Origin of the sequence: Aeromicrobium massiliense JC14, assembly GCF_000312105.1 — a bacterium.
GTDB lineage: Bacteria > Actinomycetota > Actinomycetes > Propionibacteriales > Nocardioidaceae > Aeromicrobium > Aeromicrobium massiliense.
On record NZ_HE978636.1, the window covers coordinates 241,526 to 262,902 of the forward strand.

At 71.4% G+C, this 21,377-nt stretch carries 14 protein-coding genes; 2 read left to right on the plus strand and 12 right to left on the minus strand.

Annotated features, from left to right (window positions below):
• Nucleotides 1–30: 30 nt before the first annotated feature.
• The 10 genes from HGAM_RS20825 to HGAM_RS01305 form a co-directional block, all read right to left on the minus strand.
• Nucleotides 31–1,488 carry an FAD-dependent oxidoreductase gene (locus tag HGAM_RS20825; RefSeq protein ID WP_245532094.1) on the minus strand — a complete coding sequence of 486 codons (1,458 nt, stop codon included), beginning with the start codon at nucleotides 1,486–1,488 and terminating at the stop codon, nucleotides 31–33.
• Nucleotides 1,485–3,566, minus strand: a complete 2,082-nt coding sequence (locus HGAM_RS01265; RefSeq protein WP_019143657.1) for a molybdopterin oxidoreductase family protein — start codon at nucleotides 3,564–3,566, stop codon at nucleotides 1,485–1,487. The genes HGAM_RS20825 and HGAM_RS01265 overlap by 4 nt, the downstream gene beginning before the upstream one ends.
• Complete coding sequence (locus tag HGAM_RS17150; protein WP_019143658.1) at nucleotides 3,563–5,098, minus strand: MFS transporter; 1,536 nt, start codon at nucleotides 5,096–5,098, stop codon at nucleotides 3,563–3,565. The genes HGAM_RS01265 and HGAM_RS17150 overlap by 4 nt, the downstream gene beginning before the upstream one ends.
• 191 nt (nucleotides 5,099–5,289) lie before the next feature.
• Complete coding sequence (gene tuf / locus HGAM_RS01275; RefSeq protein ID WP_019143659.1) at nucleotides 5,290–6,483, minus strand: elongation factor Tu; 1,194 nt, start codon at nucleotides 6,481–6,483, stop codon at nucleotides 5,290–5,292.
• A gap of 91 nt (nucleotides 6,484–6,574) precedes the next feature.
• Nucleotides 6,575–8,686: an elongation factor G gene (fusA, locus tag HGAM_RS01280; RefSeq protein ID WP_019143660.1), complete on the minus strand. Its 2,112-nt coding sequence runs from the start codon at nucleotides 8,684–8,686 to the stop codon at nucleotides 6,575–6,577.
• 86 nt (nucleotides 8,687–8,772) lie between these two features.
• A complete protein-coding gene (gene rpsG, locus HGAM_RS01285) occupies nucleotides 8,773–9,243 on the minus strand; it encodes a 30S ribosomal protein S7 (RefSeq protein WP_019143661.1) in 471 nt (156 codons plus the stop codon).
• Complete coding sequence (gene rpsL / locus HGAM_RS01290) at nucleotides 9,243–9,617, minus strand: 30S ribosomal protein S12 (protein ID WP_019143662.1); 375 nt, start codon at nucleotides 9,615–9,617, stop codon at nucleotides 9,243–9,245. Before rpsL ends, rpsG begins: the two co-directional genes overlap by 1 nt.
• Before the next feature lie 166 nt (nucleotides 9,618–9,783).
• The gene (locus HGAM_RS01295; RefSeq protein WP_038951462.1) at nucleotides 9,784–10,551 is read right to left on the minus strand and encodes a maleylpyruvate isomerase family mycothiol-dependent enzyme; all 768 of its coding nucleotides are present in this window, start codon (nucleotides 10,549–10,551) and stop codon (nucleotides 9,784–9,786) included.
• Nucleotides 10,552–10,575: 24 nt separating this feature from the next.
• Nucleotides 10,576–13,401, minus strand: coding sequence for an FAD-binding and (Fe-S)-binding domain-containing protein (locus HGAM_RS01300; protein WP_038951463.1), 2,826 nt, complete (start codon nucleotides 13,399–13,401; stop codon nucleotides 10,576–10,578).
• Entirely contained in the window at nucleotides 13,398–14,699 is a 1,302-nt protein-coding gene (locus tag HGAM_RS01305) for a hydroxyacid-oxoacid transhydrogenase (RefSeq protein WP_019143665.1), read from the minus strand. The genes HGAM_RS01300 and HGAM_RS01305 overlap by 4 nt, the downstream gene beginning before the upstream one ends.
• A gap of 94 nt (nucleotides 14,700–14,793) precedes the next feature.
• Here HGAM_RS01305 and HGAM_RS01310 point away from each other — a divergent pair, with 94 nt between their 5' ends.
• Entirely contained in the window at nucleotides 14,794–15,930 is a 1,137-nt protein-coding gene (locus HGAM_RS01310; RefSeq protein WP_019143666.1) for a hypothetical protein, read from the plus strand.
• On the opposite strand, the gene HGAM_RS01315 is transcribed toward HGAM_RS01310, so the two are convergent.
• Nucleotides 15,906–16,367 (minus strand): NUDIX hydrolase, encoded by a 462-nt coding sequence (locus HGAM_RS01315; protein ID WP_019143667.1) that lies wholly within the window; start codon nucleotides 16,365–16,367, stop codon nucleotides 15,906–15,908. The genes HGAM_RS01310 and HGAM_RS01315 overlap by 25 nt on opposite strands.
• 67 nt (nucleotides 16,368–16,434) lie before the next feature.
• Between HGAM_RS01315 and HGAM_RS17155 the strand changes: the two genes are divergently transcribed.
• Nucleotides 16,435–17,469 (plus strand): acyltransferase family protein, encoded by a 1,035-nt coding sequence (locus HGAM_RS17155; RefSeq protein ID WP_019143668.1) that lies wholly within the window; start codon nucleotides 16,435–16,437, stop codon nucleotides 17,467–17,469.
• Between the two features lie 83 nt (nucleotides 17,470–17,552).
• Here the strand turns inward: HGAM_RS17155 and HGAM_RS01325 are convergent, their stop codons facing one another.
• Entirely contained in the window at nucleotides 17,553–21,377 is a 3,825-nt protein-coding gene (locus HGAM_RS01325) for a DNA-directed RNA polymerase subunit beta' (RefSeq protein ID WP_019143669.1), read from the minus strand.

Sequence of the window (21,377 nt, forward strand, 5' to 3'; positions counted from 1 at the left end):
AGGCGACGTTTCCTGGCCCGGCGCCCGGGGTTACGTCGCCGGAACGGATCGCTCACGCGCGCCCGGGTCCGGTTGTGAGGCCGGCGGGTCGACCTGCTCGAGCCACTGCGCGACGCCCTGCACGAGCCTGCGGCAGCCGCCGCACCCCGTGGTGGCGCGCGTGCGGTCAGCCAGCGCCGAGACGCTCGTGCAGCCGTCCTCCCAGGCGTCCACCAGGTCGCCCTTGGTCACGCCGTTGCACCGGCAGACGGTGGTGGCGGCGGGCATCGTCGTCGGGCTTCCGGACGTCGTGGGCGCCGCGCCGGACGTCCCGAGCAGCAGCTGCAGCGGATCCGGCGGCAGGACGCCGGGCCGGGCGACCTGCGTCGAGAGGTGTGCGGCGAGGTCGCCGTCGCCGACGCAGGTGAAGCCGGCGAGCTCGTCGCCGCGCACCACCACCTCGACGTGCCGTCCGGCGCTCGGGTCGTGGACGGCGAGCACCCGGTCGTCCGGCTCGGCGACCGACCCGCGCACACCCTCGGTGACGACGTCCAGGCCGACCGCCTTCAGCCGCATGGCCGCGCCGCCGACGACCGAGGCGGGTGCCGGGGACGCGCCGGCCAGACGCCGTGCGAGGGCGGTGGCCTGCTGCCAGCCGGGGCCGACGAGCCCGCTGGTCCCTCCGGGCGTCCGGGCGCAGTCGCCGATCGCGGACACCCGCGGGTCGTCGGTCGCCAGGTCGGCGTCCACCACCACCCCGCCGTCCACGACCAGGCCGGCGGCCCGGGCCAGCCGGGTCTCGGGCTCCGACCCGCAGGCCAGCAGCAGCAGGTCCGCCTCGACGGTGCCGCTGTCGAGCCGTACGCCGGCCACCCGCCCGTCGACGGTCTCCACCGCCTCGAGCACCGCGGCCTCGCGGACGTCCAGGCCGAGGCCGCGCAACGACCGCCCGACCACCCCGCCGGCGACCGGGTCGAGGTCCCGCGCCAGCACGGTGGCGGAGGCCGAGACGAGCGTGACGGGCACGCCCCGGTGGGCCAGGGCGCACGCCGCCTCGAGCCCCAGCGGGCCGCTGCCCACGACCACGGCCCGCCGCGCGTGCTCGGTCGCGGCGTCGACCGCGCGGGCGTCGTGCAGCGAGCGCAGCACATGGGCACCTCGCGGCATCGGGTCGAGGCCGTCGACCCGAAGCCGTCGGGCCCGCGCCCCGGTGGCCAGCACGAGGTGGTCGTAGGTGAACGTCCGCTCGGCCGTGGCCACCACTCGCCGCTCGCGGTCGACGTGCAGCGCCTCGGCTCCCGCCCAGACGCGCACCGGTGCGCCCGGACGCGGGAGGGTCAGGGCGCCGGGCTCGACCCGGCCGGCCAGCAGCTCGGTCAGCAGGACGCGGTTGTACGGCGCGTGCGGCTCGGCGCCCACCAGGTCGACCTCGGCGTGCGGCGCGAACCGGGCGAGGTCGTCGGCGAACCGGTGTCCGACCATCCCGGCGCCGACCACGACGACCCTCATCGGCCCGCCCGCTCGACGGTCACGGCGCACACCTTGAGCTCGGGCATCCCCGAGACCGGGTCGGTCGCGTCGTTGGTCACCGCGTTGACCAGGTCGTCGCCGGCGAAGTGGAACGGGACGAACACGGTGTCGGGCCGGACCTGCGTGCTGACCCGCGCCGGGGCGGTCATCGTGCCCCGGGCCGAGGTGACCACGACGTCCTCGTGCCCGTCGAGCCCGATCCGGGCGGCGAGCGAGGGGTGGATCTCGACGTAGGCGCCGGCCTGGCTGCGGTTCAGCCGCTCGACCCGCCGGGTCTGGGCGCCGGACTGGTAGTGCTCGAGCAGCCGCCCGGTCACCAGCCACACCGGGGCGTCCGGCCGCACGACGTCGGCCGGTCCGCTGGGCCGCACCGCCACCATCCGGGCCCGGCCGGACGCGGTCGGGAAGCGGTCGGCGAAGGGTCGCGGCGTGCCTGGGTGGGTCTCGTCCGGGCACGGCCAGTACAGCGCCTCCCCCGCGTCGAGCCGGTCGTAGCTGATGCCGGCGTAGTCGGCCCGGCCGCCGGCGCTGGCCCGGCGCAGCTCGTCGAAGACCTCGCGGGGGTCGGTCGACCAGGTGCCCGGCGCGTCCAGCCGCCGGGCCAGCTCGGCCATGACCCACAGCTCGTCGCGGACCCCGGGCGGCGGCTCGATCGCTCGGCGGCGGCGCAGCACGCGTCCCTCGATGCCGGTCATGGTGCCCTCCTCCTCGGCCCACTGCGTGACGGGCAGGACGTAGTCGGCCAGCAGGGCGGTCTCCGAGGGCACGACGTCGCAGACGACCAGCAGGTCCAGCGACTCCAGCCGGCTCCGCACCGCGCGGGCGTCCGGGGCGCTGACGACGGGGTTGCTGCCGTGGACGAGCAGGGCCCGCGGACCGCCGGGACGCCCGAGCGAGGCGAGCAGCTCGACCGCGGGGACTCCCGGACCGGGCAGCAGCTCGGGGTCGACGCCCCACACCCGGGCGACGTGCTCGCGGGCAGCCGGGTCGGCGATCGATCGGTAGCCGGGCAGCTGGTCGGCCTTCAGCCCGTGCTCGCGGCCGCCCTGCCCGTTGCCCTGCCCGGTGAGTGCCCCGTACCCGCCGCGCTCGGCGCCCACGAGCCCGAGCGCGAGGGCCAGGTCGATCGCGGCGGTCACCGTGTCGGCGCCGTCGACGTGCTGCTCGCTGCCACGTCCGGTCAGCACGAACGCGCCCCGTCCGCCGCGGTGGCCGCTCGCGTCGGCGAGCAGCCGGGCGACGCGGCGTACCGCGGTGGCTGGAACGCCCGTGGTGGCGGCGACGCGCTCGGGCCACCACTCGGCGACGGCGGCACGGACGTCGTCCACGCGGTCCACCCGCTCGGCCAGGTAGGTCTCGTCGGCCAGACCCTCGGCCAGCACGACGTGCAGCAGGCCGAGGAGCAGGACGATGTCGGTGCCCGGCACCGGGGCAAGGTGGAGGCCGGCCCCCTCGTCGGTCAGCGCCGCGGTCGCCGAGCGCCGGGGGTCGACCACGACCAGGCCCCCGCGCTCGCGCACGGCGGCCAGGTGCTGGACGCTCGGCGGCATCGTGTCGGCCAGGTTGCTGCCGAGCAGCAGCACCGCGTCGGCGTCGGCCAGGTCGGTCAGCGGGAACGGCAGCCCACGATCCAGCCCGAGGGTGCGGTTGGCGGCCGCCGCCGCGGCGGCCATGCAGAACCGCCCGTTGTAGTCGATCAGCCGCGTCCGCAGGGCGAGCCGGGCGAGCTTGCCCAGCTGGTAGGCCTTCTCGTTGGTCAGCCCGCCACCGCCGAACACGGCCACCTCGTCTCGGCCCATCGTCCGCAGCCGCGCCGCGACGTCGTCCAGCGCCTCGTCCCACCCGACCGGCTCCAGCGACCCGGACGCGTTGCGCTGCAGCGGCACGGTCAGCCGGTCGGGCGTGCGCAGCAGCTCCGGGCTCGTCCACCCCTTCTGGCACATCCCGCCGCGGTTGGTCGGGAAGTCCCGCGGCTCGGCGGCGAGGTCGGCCGCGCCGGTGCCGCTCAGCCGCTGGGCGCACTGCAGCGCGCAGTACGGGCAGTGGGTGTCGGTCACACGCCCGCCCTCGCCATCGGGGCACCGCGCCGCAGGTAGACCGCCCAGGCCACCGCGGCGCAGACGACGTAGAACCCGGTGAACACCATGAACGCGGCCTGCACCGCCTCGATCGGGTCGCTCACCCACGGCGAGCCGAACGTGATCGGGATGAGGAAGCCGCCGATCGCGCCCACCGCCCCGGCGAGCCCGATGACGGCGGACGCCTCCTTCACCGAGCGCGCCCGCGCCGCGGCCCGGGCGGGCGTCCCCTCCTCCGTCTCGGCGTCGGCGTACGAGCGCCAGATCGCCGGGATCATCCGGTAGGTCGAGCCGTTGCCCGCCCCGGCGGCGGCGAACACCACGAGGAAGGCCAGCAGGAACCAGCCGAACAGCCCGGTGTTGTGGTCGACTGCCGCGACGACGTCCGGCGCGTAGGCGAACGTGGCCGGGTCCACCCCGTCGGTCGGCTGGGCCGGGACCGGCTCGAGCGCCCGCAGCGTGGCCAGGACGCCCAGCGTGCCGGCCACCATGAGCGCGAAGCAGCCCACCGTGACCCGGGCTCCGCCGAGCCGGTCGGCCAGCCAGCCGCCGAACGGACGAGCGACCGAGCCGACGAGCGCGCCGAGGAAGGCGAAGTAGGCGAAGTTGACGCCGATGCCCTCGACACCCGGCACCGGCTGGGTCCAGAAGTTCAGCTTGATGAGCAGCGGCATCGCCGCCGAGTAGCCGATGAACGAGCCGAACGTGCCGACGTACAGGAACGACATCACCCAGGTGTGCCGGTACCGGACGACCGAGAGCTGCTCGCGCACCGTCGAGCGGGCGCTGCGCAGGTTGTCCATGCCGGCCCAGGCACCGACGGCGGCGACCACGGCCAGCGCGGCGTACAGCAGGCCGGCTCGTTCCAGGTGGATGCCGGACTCGGCCGCCTTCACCAGGCCGAACAGGCCCGCCCCGCCGACCACGACGGGCAGGAACAGCTGGATGATCGCCACGCCCAGGTTGCCGCCGGCGGCGTTGAGGCCCAGCGCCGCGCCCTTGCGCTCGGCCGGGTAGAAGAAGTTGATGTTGGCCATGGACGAGGCGAAGTTCCCGCCGCCCAGGCCGGCGGTCGCCGCCACCAGCACGAGCACCCAGTACGGCGTGCCCGGGCGCTGCACCACGACGACGAACAGCAGCGTCGGGACGAGCAGCAGCACGGCGCTGGCGATCGTCCAGTTGCGTCCGCCGAAGCGCGGCACCGCGAACGTGTAGGGCACCCGCAGCAAGGAGCCCACGAGGTTGGGCACCGCCAGCAGCCAGAACAGCTGCTGGGCGCTGAGGTCGAACCCGGCGCCGGCCATCATGGCGGCGCTGACGCTCCACAGCAGCCACACCGAGAAGCCCAGGTGCTCGGCGAAGATCGACCAGGCCAGGTTGCGCCGCGCGACCCGCTGTCCGGTGTGCGCCCAGAACGCCGGGTCCTCGGGCTCCCAGTGATCGATCCAGCGTCCGGTGCGCCGCGTCCCGGAGGTCCGGTCCGGCGCGAGCTCGCGTACGTCCGTGGTCATCGCCGCTCCCCTGTGCGGGCCGGCCCGGTGCCGGCGCTCGCCACGAGGCTAGGAAGCCGATGTTTCGCCCGGTGCCGTCCGCCGGTGCGCTCCGGTGACGAACCGCTCACACCGGGCGCGGACCGCCCGTGAGAACGACGAAGCCCCCCGGACCCGAAGGTCCGAGGGGCTCGTGCGCTGGTGTCAGCAGGTCACGCGTTGATCTTCGTGACACGGCCGGCGCCGACGGTACGGCCGCCCTCGCGGATGGCGAAGCGCAGGCCCTCCTCCATGGCGATCGGCTGGATGAGCTTGACGCTCATCTCGGTGTTGTCGCCGGGCATGACCATCTCGGTGCCCTCGGGCAGCGTGACGACGCCGGTGACGTCCGTCGTGCGGAAGTAGAACTGCGGACGGTAGTTGTTGAAGAACGGCGTGTGACGGCCGCCCTCCTCCTTCGACAGGATGTAGACCTGGCCCTCGAAGTCCGTGTGCGGCGTCGTGGTGCCGGGCGCGATGATGACCATGCCGCGCTCGACGTCCTCGCGCTTGGTGCCACGAAGCAGCAGGCCCACGTTCTCGCCGGCCTGGCCCTCGTCGAGGAGCTTGCGGAACATCTCGATGCCGGTGACCGTCGTCGTCTGCTTCTCCTCGCGGATGCCGACGATCTCGACGGTCTCGTTCACCTTGATGATGCCGCGCTCGATGCGACCGGTGATGACGGTGCCACGACCGGTGATCGTGAAGACGTCCTCGACGGGCATGAGGAACGGCTTGTCCGTCTCACGGGGCGGGAGCGGGATGTACTCGTCCACCGCGTTCATGAGGTTGAGGATCGACTCGGCCCACTTCTCGTCGCCCTGCAGCGCCGGGAAGGCGGCCACGGGGACGACCGGGACGTTGTCGCCGTCGAACTCCTGCTCGTTGAGCAGCTCACGGACCTCGAGCTCGACGAGCTCCAGGATCTCCTCGTCGTCGACCATGTCGCACTTGTTCAGCGCGACGACCATCGCGGGGACGCCGACCTGGCGGGCCAGGAGGACGTGCTCACGGGTCTGCGGCATCGGGCCGTCGGTGGCGGCGACCACGAGGATCGCGCCGTCCATCTGAGCCGCGCCGGTGATCATGTTCTTGACGTAGTCGGCGTGGCCGGGGCAGTCGACGTGCGCGTAGTGGCGGTTCTCGGTCTGGTACTCGACGTGCGAGATCGAGATCGTGATGCCGCGCTGACGCTCCTCGGGAGCCTTGTCGATCTGGTCGAACGCCGAAGCCTCGTTGAGGTCCGGGTACTTGTCGTGCAGCACCTTGGTGATCGCCGCGGTCAGCGTCGTCTTGCCGTGGTCGATGTGACCGATGGTGCCGATGTTCATGTGCGGCTTGGTCCGCTCGAACTTCGCCTTAGCCACTGTGGGCTCCTCCTGGGATTGTTGTTGCTGTTGAACGCCGTTGGGTCCCGCGAACGGACACCTCAGGCCACCTTAACGGACGGACCGTGGATTACTCGCCGCGGGCCTTCTTGATGATCTCTTCGGCCACGGCCTTCGGGACCTCGGCGTAGGAGTCGAACTGCATCGAGTACGAGGCACGGCCGGAGGTCTTGGACCTCAGGTCGCCCACGTAGCCGAACATCTCGGACAGGGGCACGAGCGCCTTGACGAGCTTGGCGCCACCGTAGCCCTCCTCCATGGCCTGAACCTGGCCACGGCGGGAGTTGAGGTCGCCGATCACGTCGCCCATGTAGTCCTCGGGCGTCGTGACCTCGACGGCGAACATCGGCTCGAGCAGGACCGGGTTGGCCTTGCGCGCAGCCTCCTTGAACGCCATGTTGCCGGCCAGCTTGAACGCCAGCTCGCTGGAGTCGACGTCGTGGTAGGCGCCGTCCTCGAGGGTGAACTTGACGTCCACCATCGGGTAGCCGGCGAGGACGCCGAACTCCATGGCCGCCTGGCCGCCGGCGTCGACCGAGGGGATGTACTCCTTCGGGACGCGGCCGCCGCTGACCTCGTTGACGAACTCGTAGCCGCCCTCGCCACCGGCGTCGGGGCCGTTGGGGGCCACGCCGATGACGACCTTGGCGAACTGGCCCGAACCACCGGTCTGCTTCTTGTGCGTGTAGCTGTGGCCGGTGACGGTGCCCTTGATGGTCTCGCGGTACGCGACCTGGGGCTTGCCGACGTTCGCCTCGACGCGGAACTCGCGCTTCATGCGGTCGACCAGGATGTCGAGGTGGAGCTCGCCCATGCCGGCGATGATCGTCTGACCCGTCTCCTCGTCCGTGTGGACCTGGAACGTCGGGTCCTCCTCGGCGAGCTTCTGGATCGCGACGCCCAGCTTCTCCTGGTCGCTCTTGGTCTTGGGCTCGATGGCGACCTGGATGACCGGGTCGGGGAAGGTCATCGACTCCAGGACGATCGGCTTGGCCGAGTCGGCCAGCGTCTCGCCGGTCGTCGTGTCCTTGAGGCCCATGACGGCCACGATCTGGCCGGCACCGACCGACGCGATCTCCTCACGCTTGTTGGCGTGCATCTGGTAGACCTTGCCGATCCGCTCCTTGCGACCCTTGGTCACGTTGAGCACCTGCGTGCCGGCCTCGAGGCGACCCGAGTAGACGCGGACGAAGGTCAGCTTGCCCAGGTGCGGGTCGGTGGCGATCTTGAACGCCAGGCCCGAGAAGGGCGCCTCGTCGGAGGGCTCGCGGGTGTCCTCGACCGACTCGTCCTTGGCGCTGTGGCCCTTGACCGCGCCGACGTCGATCGGCGAGGGCAGGAAGTCGACGACCGCGTCGAGCAGGGGCTGGACGCCCTTGTTCTTGAACGCGGTGCCGCACAGGACCGGGTTGAGCTTGGTGCCGAGCGTGGCGCGACGGATCGCGGCCTTCAGCTCGTCGACCGAGATGTCCTCGCCCTCGAGGAACTTCTCGGCGATCTCGTCGTCGACGTCCGAGAGGGTCTCGAGCAGGGCCTCGCGGGCCTCCGCAGCCTCGTCGGCCAGGTCGGCCGGGATCTCCTCGACGGCGTAGTCCTCGCCGATCGCGGTCTCGCCGCGCCAGACGAGGGCGCGCATGCCGACCAGGTCGACGACGCCGATGAAGTCGGACTCGGCGCCGATGGGCAGCTGCAGGACGAGCGGCGTGGCGCCGAGGCGCTCACGGATCGTCTTGACGCAGAAGTCGAAGGACGCACCGGTGCGGTCGAGCTTGTTGACGAAGCACATGCGCGGCACGCCGTACTTGTCGGCCTGACGCCAGACGGTCTCGGACTGGGGCTCGACACCGGCGACGCCGTCGAACACCGCGACCGCGCCGTCGAGGACGCGCAGCGAGCGCTCGACCTCGACGGTGAAGTCGACGTGACCGGGGGTGTCGATGATGTTGATCTGGTGGTTCTTCCACCAGCAGGTCGTCGCGGCGGACGTGATGGTGATGCCGCGCTCCTGCTCCTGCTCCATCCAGTCCATCGTGGCGCCACCCTCGTGGACCTCACCGATCTTGTACGTGATGCCGGTGTAGAAGAGGATGCGCTCGGTCGTGGTGGTCTTGCCGGCATCGATGTGGGCCATGATGCCGATGTTGCGGACCCGCTTCAGGTCGGTGGTGATGTCGGTTGCCACGTGGCGTCAGTTCCTTCGAAAGTCTGCTGTCAGGTCTGGGAAGTCCAGCGGGCGTCGCGCGAGCGCGGACTCCCCGGTGACTCGACTTACCAGCGGTAGTGGGCGAAGGCGCGGTTGGCCTCGGCCATCTTGTGCGTGTCCTCGCGCTTCTTGACCGAGCCGCCGAGGCCGTTGCTGGCGTCGAGGAGCTCGTTCATCAGGCGCTCGGCCATCGTCTTCTCACGACGCTCGCTGGAGTACTTGACCAGCCAGCGCAGGGCGAGCGTGGTCTGGCGCGAGGCGCGGACCTCGATCGGGACCTGGTAGGTCGCACCGCCGACGCGGCGGCTCTTGACCTCGAGGGTCGGCTTCACGTTGTCGAGTGCGCGCTTCAGCGTGATGACCGGATCGGTGCCGGTCTTCTCGCGGGTGCCCTCCAGGGCGGTGTAGACGATGCGCTGCGCGACCTGCTTCTTGCCGTCGAGCAGGATCTTGTTGATCAGCTGGGTGACCAGCTGGCTCCCGTAGACCGGATCGGTCTCGATGGGACGCTTCGGGGCGGGACCCTTGCGCGGCATCAGCTCTTCTCCTTCTTCGCGCCGTAACGGCTGCGAGCCTGCTTGCGGCCCTTGACACCCTGGGTGTCGAGCGAGCCACGGATGATCTTGTAACGGACGCCCGGGAGGTCCTTCACACGACCGCCACGGACGAGGACGATCGAGTGCTCCTGGAGGTTGTGACCCTCACCGGGGATGTACGCGGTGACCTCGGTGCCGCTCGAGAGGCGGACACGTGCAACCTTGCGCAGCGCGGAGTTCGGCTTCTTGGGGGTCGTGGTGTACACGCGAGTGCAGACACCGCGACGCTGAGGCGAACCCTTGAGGGCCGGCGTGTTGGTCTTGACCACCTTGCTCTGGCGGCCCTTGCGAACCAACTGGTTGATCGTGGGCACTACGAACTTCCTTCTGCAGAATGGATGTTGCCTGGAGGGCGCGGGCCCTCGAAGTGGGCACGCACGTCGGCCCGAAGATTTCGGGCACGGTCTCAAAGACTACCGGGTGGGGTCTGGCGGGTCAAAATCGCCCCGTCAAGCGTGACACGCCGGGACGCCGTGCGGGTCACAGGCCGAGCGGACCGGCCAGGAACGCGGTCGCCGCGTCGCCTCGTACGTCCAGCCGGTCGGTGCCCACGCGTCCCCACAGGCCCAGGTACAGGTCGGCCGCGGTGCCGCGCACCACGTCGTCGAGCGAGGCGTCCGGCTCGGCCCCGGCGGGTCGCACGAGGAGCAGGTCGCCGGGCGACAGCACCCACGCGTCGTCGGTGTCGGTGGTCTGCAGGCGGACGGGCGCCGGCAGCGTGGGCGGGACGCCACGGAGCGCGCGCACGCGCAGCATGACCGTCAGCAGCTCGTCCACCCCGTCCGCGGACACCTGGGCGTCCGGACCCCACCCCTCGGCGCCGGGCCAGCCGTCCTCGGGCAGCCCGAGCGCGACGGCCAGGTCGACCGTGTGGACGAGCGTCTCGTGCAGCTGGCGGCGGCGCCAGAAGCCGGCCGTCTCGTGCACCTGCGCCCAGTTGGGCACCGGCTCGGCCGGGTCGACCGCCTGCAGCGCGAGCACGAGCGCGGACGCGCAGCCGGCGTACCAGTCGGTGAGCGAGCCGAGCACGAGCGGCTCGGGGGTGTCGACCAGCGTCGCGCCGAGCACGACCGCGCCGGCCTTGCGGTGCATCGTGCCGAGGTGGACGGCCAGGTCGCGCACCGTCCAGCCCGGGCAGGTCGGCACCGGCAGGTTCTCGTCGGCCTCGCCGAGCAGGGTGACGAAGCGGGCCATCTGCTCCCCCAGCACCGGCAGGTGGTCGATCCGCATGGGCGCGTGCTCAGTCATGGATCGTGCCTTCGCTGTGCTCGGTCATGAAGCGGCCTCCCCGGCCAGGAGCTGGGACAGGTGCAGGGCCTGCACGTCGACCAGGTCGTCGAGCTGGGTGCGGCAGGAGAAGCCGTCGGCCAGCACCACGGCGTCCGGACCGGCGGCGCGGACGGCCGGCAGCAGCTGGGTCTCGGCGACGGCCACGGACGTCTCGTAGTGGCCCTTCTCGACGCCCCAGTTGCCGGCCAGGCCGCAGCAGCCGCTGAGCCGGGTCACGGTGACGCCGGCGCGCTCCAGCACGGCCATGTCGGCCTCGAAGCCCAGGACGCTGGACTGGTGGCAGTGCGGCTGCACGACCACCTCGGTGCCGGTGAGGTCCGGCGGCGTCCAGCCCTCGGTGCGGGTGAGCAGCTCCGAGAGAGTGAAGACGCCCGTCGCGACCTGCGCGGCGCGCGGGTCGTCCACGAGCTCGACGGCGTCCGACCGGAGCGCGGCCAGGCACGACGGCTCGAGGCCGACGATCGGCACGCCTGCGGCGACGTACTCGTGCAGCACCTCGACGGTGCGGCCCAGGATGCGCCGGGCGGCGTCCAGCTGGCCCGTGGTGATCCAGGTGAGGCCGCAGCACGCCGAGCGGTCGAGCAGCTCGACGTCGTAGCCGGCGGACTCCAGGACGGCGACGGCGGCGTGGCCGCCCGCGGGCGCGAAGTACTCGGTGAACGAGTCCGACCACAGCAGCACGCGCGGCCGCTCGGCGGCCTCGCGGGTGCGGGCGTCCCGCGTGAACGGTCTCGGCGCGAACGCCGGGATGCTACGGCGCTGGTCGATGCCGGACACCCACCGGGCGAGGTGGGCGACGCCGGGCGTGCGCAGTAGGACGTTGGTCAGCCGCGCGAAGGGTGCCCCGATCCGCGCCCACAGCGGCAGCTTGCCCATGACGTAGTGGCTGCGCGGGCGCACGCGCCCGGCGTACGTCTGGTGCAGCACCTCGGTCTTGTAGCTGGCCATGTCGACGCCCGTGGGGCAGTCGTGCAGGCAGCCCTTGCACGACAGGCACAGGTCGAGCGCCTCGTGCACCTCCGGCGAGCGCCAGCCCTGGTCGACCAGGCGGCCGTCGACCATCTCCTGCAGCGTGCGGGCGCGCCCGCGGGTGGAGTCCTTCTCGTTGCGCGTGGCCTGGAACGAGGGGCACATGACGCCGTTCGTGCCGCGGTTGTCGGCCAGGCACTTGCCGACGCCGGTGCAACGGTGCACCGCCTGGCCCAGGTCGCCTTCGTCGTGCAGCAGCCGCAGGCCGGTGCGGCGCAGGGGCGGCGCGTGGCCGCGGCCCGAGCCGCGCAGGTCCTCGTCGAACGGGGCCGGACGCACCAGGACGCCGGGGTTCAGCACGTCGTCGGGGTCCAGGACGCCCTTGACCTGCTCGAACAGGCGCAGCGCCTTGGGCGAGTACATGGCCGGCAGCAGCTCCGAGCGCGCGCGGCCGTCGCCGTGCTCGCCCGACAGCGACCCGCCGTGGCTCGCGACGAGCGCGGCGGCGTCCTGCAGGAAGGAGCGGTAGACGCTGCGTCCGCCGACCTCGTCGAGCGGGAAGGTGATGCGCACGTGCACGCAGCCGTCGCCGAAGTGGCCGAACGGCTCGCCCTGCACCTCGTGGTCGGCCATGAGCCGCTCGAAGTCACGCAGGTAGGCGCCCAGCCGCTCGGGCGGCACCGCGGCGTCCTCCCAGCCGGCGAGCGCGGGACGGTCCCAGACGCGGGACGCGAGCCCGGCGCCCTCCTCGCGGATGCGCCACAGCACGGCCTGCTCGGCCCGCGAGGTCACGTAACGGGCAGCGCGGGCCGAGGACGCCCGCTCGATGCGCGCGGCGCGGTCGGCCAGCTCGGCCTCGTCGTGGCCGGCGATCTCGACGTAGAGGAAGCCGCCGCCCTCGGGCATGTCCGGCACCGCGGACGCGCCCTTGGCCGCGCGGTAGACCTGCACGATGCGCGCGCCGAGCCCCTCGCAGGCGACCGGCTCGAACGGCAGCAGCGCCGGGACGTCGTCGGCGGCCTCGGCCATCGTCGGGTAGGCCAGCAGCACCATGTGCCGGTGCGGCGGCTCGTCCACCAGGTCGATCGTGGCCCCGAGGAAGACGCCCAGCGTCCCCTCGGTGCCGGCCATGAACGAGGCGACGTCGAACCCGCGCTCGGGCAGCAGGTGCTCGAGGCTGTAGCCGGACACCTGGCGGCCGAAGCGGCCCAGCTCGGTGCGCACCGTGCCGAGGTCCCCAGCCACGACCTGCTCGAGCCGGTCGAGGGTCGCGGACGCGGTGCGCTCGCCGCGGCGCAGCAGCAGCCGCTCCCCCGCCGCGGTCAGCAGGTCCAGCCCGGCGACGTTGTCCGACGCCCGGCCGTAGCCCAGCGCGCGGTTGCCACAGGCGTTGTTGGCGATCATGCCGGCGACCGTGCAGCGCGTGTGCGTGGACGGGTCGGGGCCGTAGCGCAGCCCGTGCGGGGCGGCGGCGCGCTGGACGACGGCATGGACGGCGCCGGGGTCGACCCGGGCCGTGCGCGCCTCGGGGTCGATCTCGTGCACCCGGTTCATGTGGCGCAGGAAGTCCAGGACGACGCCGGTGCCGATCGCGTTGCCGGCGATCGACGTGCCCGCGCCGCGGGACGTCAGGGGCGTGCCCGTCTCGCGGCACGCGTCCAGCACCGCCACGACCTCGTCGGCGTCGTGCGGGCGCACCACGACCTGGGGCACGACGCGGTACAGCGAGGCGTCCGTGCTGTACATCGCCCGGGTCAGGGTGGAGTCGTCGACGTCCGCGACCCCGCGCCGGCGCAGCGCGGCGACGACGTCGAGCGCGGCGTCCGGGACGACGCTCACCACAGCTCGAGCGACCCGCGCAGGATGCCGGCCAGGTCGTCGGCCGACGCCTCGCGCGGCGCCGTGGCGAGCAGCCGCTGCTGCTTGAGGGTGCCCTCGACCAGCGAGTCGACGTCGCCCTCGCCGTAGCCGACCTCGGCGAGGCCGGACGGCACGCCGATGTCGCGCATGAGCCGGGTCAGCACGTCGGGCAGCAGCGAGGCCGGGTCGTCGCCGGGCGTCGCGCCGGGCTCGAGCAGCTGGGCGGCGCGCACGTGCCGCTCGGGCGCCGAGGAGAAGGTGAACCGGAACGCCTCGGGCGCGGTGAGCGAGACGGCCATGCCGTGCGGCACCATCGCGTGGTCGTCACCGTCCAGCACGGGGTAGCCCTCGGGCCGGAAGTCACGCACCTGGCCGGCCACCGGGTAGGCGTTGGCGTGCGGGATGTGCACGCCGGCGTTGCCGAAGCCGAGCCCGGCGAACGTCGCGGCCAGCGCGACCTCGGTGCGCGCGTCGAGGTCGTCGCCGTGCGCGACCGCGCGACGGAACGAGCCGGCCAGCAGGCTCATCGACTTCTCGCTCCACATGTCCGAGATCGGGTTGGCGCCGCAGTAGGGCACCCGCTGCTCGGCGGTCTTGCGCTCGTAGCTGGTGTAGCCGCGGGCGGTGTAGCTCTCCAGGGCGTGGCACAGGATGTCCATGCCGGCCGCGGCGGTGACCTGGGCCGGCTGGGTGATCGTCAGCTCGGGGTCGACGACGGCCATCGTCGGCCGCAGCCGCGCGTGGGAGATGCCGGTCTTGACGTGCTGGTCGACGACGTCCAGGACGCAGATGGTCGTGCTCTCGCTGCCGGTGCCGGTGGTGGTCGGCACCGCGACGAGCGGCAGCAGCGGCTTCTCCGGCGCCTTGCCGCCGCCGACCGGGGCGTTGACGTAGTCCATGAGCTCGCCGTCGTTGGTGAGCATGAGGTTGACCGCCTTGGCGGTGTCGATCGCGCTGCCGCCGCCCACGGCGACCACCGCGTCGAACGGCGACGCGGCCCGGGCGGCGTCGACGGCCTCGGCCAGGCTGCGGTCGGTGGGCTCGACCCGCACCCGGTCGAAGACCACGACCTCGACCCCCGCGGCGCGGACGGACTCGGCCATCTCGGCCGGACGTCCGGTGGCCGCGACCCCGGGATCGGTCACCAGCAGGACGCGCCGGGCGCCGAGCTGGCGCAGGTCGTGGCCGAGCTCGTGGCGCGCTCCCACGCCGAACTTGAGACCGGGTGCTCCATAGGTGAAGACGGTCTCGGGGCTGGTCGGGACGATGCTGGTCACGCGGCCTCCTCGGTGCGATGCCCTCCGAGGATACGACTGCCGTCCGGCTGGGCGGGCTCCACTACCCTGGTGCGGACCCGGGAGAAGAGGACTCATGAGGACGAAGCGACTGCTCGCCGCCCTGGCGACGCTCGGCATGCTCACCGCGACGGCCGCCTGCGACGGCGGCTCCGACGAGCCGGCCGACCCCGAGGCGACCGCCTCGACCGCGTCGCTGAGCGACCAGGTGGGCGACCACGAGTCCGGTCCCGACAGCCCGATCGGCTACGGCATGCGCGTCCCGCGCGGCGCCACCCAGCTCGGTCCGCTCGTCCGCTACCGCAGCGACGCGCTCGTCGCGGCCTACCAGGCCGACCTCGACGCCGCCGTCGCGCAGAAGAAGGCCGAGGACGAGGCCGCGCTGCAGGAGGAGCTGGAGGACGGCGAGACCCCGCCGACCCCGACCCCCACGCCGACCAACCGGCCCAGCGACGACACGTACGACCTGCTCGAGGAGCAGCCCAAGCCGGACGTCACCATCTCGGCGATGCGCATCGACGGCGAGCCGTCCGACGTCGTGCACCGCATGCTCGGCCAGATCGCCACCGTCCTGCCCGACAACGAGATCGACGCCGAGAACCTCGGCGCCTACTGTCCCGTGCAGGCCGGGCGCTACACCGGCTGCCACCTCGCCGAGCGCGGACTGACCGGCGGTGGTCGTGACGTCTCGATCACGCTCGACGTCGCGGTCGGCTCGCTGCAGACCCGCACCGGCTTCCCCGCCTCGGACGGCGATCCGGTCATGGTGCTGCAGATCGCCTACGCCGGCGACCCGCGCGAGGGCCAGGAGGGCAAGGACACCGACGGCATCGGCGACATGCCCGACGCCGACGCCACCGCGCCGGTCACCGAGGCCGTCTGGCCGAAGATGGACCTCGCGGCGCCGACCGACTCACCGCTCCTGGGCGGCACCTGGACGCTGCCCGAGGACGCCACCCTGCTGCTCACCAGCGACCGCCCGTCGTTCGCGATGGTGCAGATGCCGAAGTTCAGCGACGCCGACGACCTGGCCCGCTCGTGGGCCTCCGGCGCGGGCGAGCCGGTCACCAACACGATCGAGGAGCTGAACGAGATCACCACGACCTACACCGGTCGCACGATCGACGGCAGCCGCGCGTTCGGCGCCTACGTGGCCACCGGCCGCGGCGCCTACGCCTTCCTCATGCGTCAGGCCGCTCCGGCCCAGCGGTAGCGCTCGAGCGTCCGCAGGACGTGCTGGACCATCGGCAGCACGGGATAGTCCGGCCCGCCGACCTCGGCCAGCTCGACCCAGCGCACCAGGTCGGTGCTGCCGCCGACGTCCACGACGTGCGGCTCCTGGTCGACGTCGACCTGCACGGCGTACAGCACGTGCACCCCGTGGTAGTCCTCGTAGGCGTCGTCGCGACCCACGTCCACGACGTGCACGTCGTGGACGTCCACCAGCCGGGCGTCCAGGGCGGCGAGCCCGGTCTCCTCGTGCAGCTCGCGGCGCACGGCGTCGTGCGGCGACTCGCCGTGGTCGACCCCGCCGCCGGGCAGCGTCCAGCTGCCGGCCGGGAAGCCGACCGGGCTGATGCGGGTGAGCAGGATGCGCGAGTCGCGCAGGGCCACGGCGTACGCGCCGAGGCGTTGGGTACGGCGCGTCACGGGGCTCTCCTCCGGCTTCGTCCTCGACAGGAAGCCCTCAGGCTTCGCCTCTAGAGTCAAGCACACGATGACTGAGCTCGCCCCGCTGCAGACGACCACCCAGCCCGTGAAGAAGCGGGTCGCGTACCTCGACAACGCCCGCTACTGGGTGATGCTCCTCGTGGTCATCGGCCACTCGCTCACCGACCTGGTGGTGATGGACTCCGCCCGCGGGGTCTACACGTGGATCTACCTGTTCCACATGCCGTTCTTCGTGCTCATCTCGGGCTACACGGCGCGCAACTACGTCGGCGACCAGCGCCAGGTCCGGCGCATGATCAGCACCCTGGTCGTGCCGTACCTGCTCGTCGAGCTGAGCCTGCAGCTGATCACCAAGCACTACGACGGCTCGCCGGAGCACCTGATGCCGCTCTCGCCGCAGTGGCTGGGCTGGTTCATGGCCGCGCTCATCATCTACCGCCTGACGACGCCGATCTGGCGCACGGTGCGCTACCCGATCACCATCTCGATCGTCATCTCGCTGCTGGCCGGGCTGATCGAGATCCCCAACGTCCTCGCACTGCCGAAGGTGCTGGGCTTCCTGCCGTTCTACGTCATCGGCATGCACTTCAGCCGCGACCGCTTCATGGCGCTCGGCCAGTGGCGCGTCCGGATCGCGTCCGCGGCCCTGCTCGGCGGCTCGTTCGTCGTGTGCCAGCTGTACGCGTCGGACTGGACGACCGAGTGGCTGCTGTGGAAGATGCGCTACGACGAGGCCCCGCTCGAGGCGGGCCCGATGGACGGGCTGGCGGTACGCGCGTTCCTCATCGTGGTCGGCCTGGTGCTTTCGCTGGCCTTCCTGTCGCTCGTGCCGCGGCGCGAGTCCTGGACGACGCGCTTCGGCTCCCGGACGTTCTACTGCTACCTGCTGCACGGCTACGTGATCATCCTGCTGGACCGTCAGTTCGACCTGTGGCAGAAGCTCGAGCCCTACGGCGCGGTGTCGGTGCTCGGCTGCATCGCGGCGGCGATCGTCCTGGCCAACCTGCTCATGACCAAGCCGGTCGCCGACCTGTTCCGTCCGGTGTTCGAGCCCAAGCTGACCTGGCTGTTCAAGAAGTAGCCGGCCGCCCGCCCCGGGCACCTCGGCCACGGACGACGAAGGGCCCCGCACCGTGAGGTGCGGGGCCCTTCGCGTTCAGCAGCTCAGCTGTCGTACGACGTGAAGTCGTAGTCGTCCAGCTGCACCGACTCGCCGGTCGGGTTGCCGAAGCCGTAGTCGTACGACTCGTACGAGCTCACCGAGTACGCGTTCGCACGCGCCTCCTCGGTCGGCTCCACCCGGATCTGGCGGTAGCGGTCCAGGCCGGTGCCGGCCGGGATCAGCTTGCCGATGATGATGTTCTCCTTCAGACCGCGCAGCGAGTCCGACTTGCCGTGGATGGCGGCGTCGGTGAGGACGCGGGTCGTCTCCTGGAAGGAGGCGGCCGACAGCCACGACTCGACGGCCAGCGAGGCCTTCGTGATGCCCATGAGCACCGGACGGCCCGAGGCGGGGGTGCCGCCCTCGGCCACGACGCGACGGTTCTCCTCCTCGAACGTGGCGCGGTCCGCCAGGTCGCCCGGGATGAGCTTCGAGTCGCCCTGCTCGATGACCGTCACGCGACGGAGCATCTGGCGCACGATGATCTCGATGTGCTTGTCGTGGATCGCCACACCCTGGCTGCGGTAGACCTCCTGGACCTCGTCCACGAGGTGCTCCTGCGCCCGGCGGACACCGAGGATGCGCAGGACCTCCTGCGGGTCCGGGGTGCCGTGCGTGAGCTGCTGGCCGACCTCGACGTGGTCGCCGTCGGCGATGAGCAGACGGGCACGCTTGGTGACCGGGTACTCCAGCGGCTCGGAGCCGTCGTCGGGGGTGACGACGAGCTTGCGGGTCTTGTCGGTGTCGTTGATCTCGACCCGGCCGGCGGCCTCCGTGATGGGGGCCTTGCCCTTGGGCTGGCGGGCCTCGAACAGCTCCACGACGCGCGGCAGGCCGTGCGTGATGTCGTCACCGGCCACACCACCGGTGTGGAAGGTACGCATCGTCAGCTGGGTGCCGGGCTCACCGATCGACTGGGCGGCGATGGTGCCGACCGCCTCGCCGATGTCGACGAGCTTGCCGGTCGCCAGCGAGCGGCCGTAGCACTTGGCGCACGAACCGGCCGCCGCCTCACAGGTGAGGACGGTGCGGACGCGGATCGACTCCACGCCGGCCGAGACCAGCGCGCTGATCTCGACGTCGCCCATCTCGCCACCGGCCTCGACGAGCACCTCACCCGTCTCGGGGTGGGCGATCTCGACCGCCGAGGTGCGCGAGTAGACCGAGGTCTCCACGTGCTCCTCGGGCACCAGGGTGCCGTCCTCGAGGCGGGTCGCGATGACCTTGGGCAGACCGCGCTCGGTGCCGCAGTCCTCCTCGCGGATGATGACGTCCTGGCTGACGTCGACGAGTCGACGCGTCAGGTAGCCCGAGTCGGCGGTGCGCAGGGCGGTGTCGGCCAGTCCCTTGCGGGCACCGTGCGTGGCGATGAAGTACTCGACGACGCTCAGGCCCTCGCGGAAGTTCGCCTTGATCGGGCGAGGGATGATCTCGCCCTTCGGGTTGGCGACCAGTCCACGCATGGCGGCGATCTGACGCAGCTGCATCATGTTTCCGCGGGCACCCGAGTTGACCATCATGTAGATCGGGTTGTCGTGGTCGAAGTTCTTCTCCATCTCACCGGAGACCTCGGCCGTGGCCTGGGTCCAGATCTCGATGAGCTCCTGACGACGCTCGTCCTCGGTGATGAGACCGCGGTCGAACTGCGTCTGGACCTTGGCCGCCTGGTCCTCGTACTTGCCGAGGATCTCGGGCTTGTTGCCCGGCGTCGAGACGTCGTCGATCGAGATCGTGACGCCCGAGCGGGTGGCCCAGTGGAAGCCGGTGTCCTTCAGCGCGTCCAGCGCGTTGGCGACGTCGACCTTGCTGTAGCGCTCGGCCAGGTCGTTGACGATCACGCCGAGCTGCTTCTTGCCGACCTGGTAGTTGACGAAGGGGTAGTCCTCCGGCAGCGTCGCGTTGAACAGCGCGCGACCCAGCGTCGTGGTGGTCAGCGCGTCGTTGACCGGCAGCTTGATCTTGCTCTGCAGCGTGATCTCACCGCGCTCGAAGGCCATCTGCGCCTCGGCCGGCGACGTGAACGCGCGACCCTCGCCCAGCAGTCCGTCACGCTCGAGCGTGAGGAAGTACAGGCCGATGATCATGTCCTGGGTCGGCATGGTGACGGGACGACCGTCGGCCGGCTTCAGGATGTTGTTCGTCGACAGCATGAGGATGCGGGCCTCGGCCTGCGCCTCGGCGCTCAGCGGCAGGTGCACGGCCATCTGGTCACCGTCGAAGTCGGCGTTGAAGGCCGAGCAGACGAGCGGGTGGATCTGGATGGCCTTGCCCTCGATGAGCTGCGGCTCGAACGCCTGGATGCCCAGACGGTGCAGGGTGGGTGCACGGTTCAGCAGCACCGGGTGCTCGGTGATGACCTCTTCGAGGACGTCCCACACCTCGGCGCGCACGCCGCGCTCGACCATGCGCTTGGCGCTCTTGATGTTCTGCGCGTGGTTCAGGTCGACCAGACGCTTCATCACGAACGGCTTGAACAGCTCGATGGCCATCTGCTTGGGCAGGCCGCACTGGTGCAGCTTGAGCTGCGGGCCGACGACGATGACCGAACGGCCGGAGTAGTCGACGCGCTTGCCGAGCAGGTTCTGGCGGAAGCGACCCTGCTTACCCTTGAGCATGTCCGAGATCGACTTGAGCGGGCGGTTGCCCGGTCCGGTCACCGGACGGCCACGGCGGCCGTTGTCGAACAGCGAGTCGACGGCCTCCTGCAGCATCCGCTTCTCGTTGTTGACGATGATCTCGGGCGCACCCAGGTCGAGCAGGCGCTTGAGCCGGTTGTTGCGGTTGATGACGCGGCGGTACAGGTCGTTGAGGTCGGAGGTCGCGAAGCGGCCACCGTCCAGCTGGACCATCGGGCGCAGCTCCGGCGGGATCACCGGGACGGCGTCCAGCACCATGCCGCGCGGGTGGTTGCCGCTGGCCAGGAACGCCGAGACGACCTTGAGGCGCTTGAGCGCACGGGTCTTCTTCTGGCCCTTGCCGGTGGCGATGACCTCGCGCAGCGACTCGGCCTCGGCGTCGAGGTCGAAGGACTCCAGGCGCTTCTTGATCGCCATGGCGCCCATGTAGCCCTCGAAGTACTTGCCGAAGCGGTACGTCATCTCGCGGTAGAGCAGCTCGTCGCCCTCGAGGTCCTGGACCTTGAGGCTCTTGAACCGGTCCCAGACCTCGTTGAGGCGGTCGATCTCGCGCTGGACGCGGTCACGACGCTGGCGGGCCTCACGCTCGGCGGCGTCCTTGACCTTGCGCTTCGCGTCGGCCTTGGCACCCTCGGCCTCGAGGGCGGCCATGTCCTCCTCGAGCTTCTGCATGCGCTCGTTGACCTCGTTGTCACGACGGCTCTCGAGCTGCTTGCGCTCCAGGTCGATCTTCGCCTCGAGCGAGGCGAGGTCGCGGTGACGCGCCTCGTCGTCGACGTGCGTGATCATGTACGCCGCGAAGTAGATGACCTTCTCGAGGTCCTTCGGCGCGAGGTCGAGCAGGTAGCCCAGGCGGCTCGGCACACCCTTGAAGTACCAGATGTGCGTGACCGGGGCGGCCAGCTCGATGTGGCCCATGCGCTCGCGACGGACCTTCGAGCGGGTCACCTCGACGCCGCAGCGCTCGCAGATGATGCCCTTGAAGCGCACGCGCTTGTACTTGCCGCAGTAGCACTCCCAGTCCCGGGTGGGACCGAAGATCTTCTCGCAGAACAGGCCGTCGCGCTCGGGCTTGAGCGTGCGGTAGTTGATGGTCTCAGGCTTCTTGACCTCGCCGTGCGACCACTGACGGATGTCGTCAGCGGTGGCAAGACCGATCTTCAGCTGATCGAAGAAGTTCACGTCGAGCAT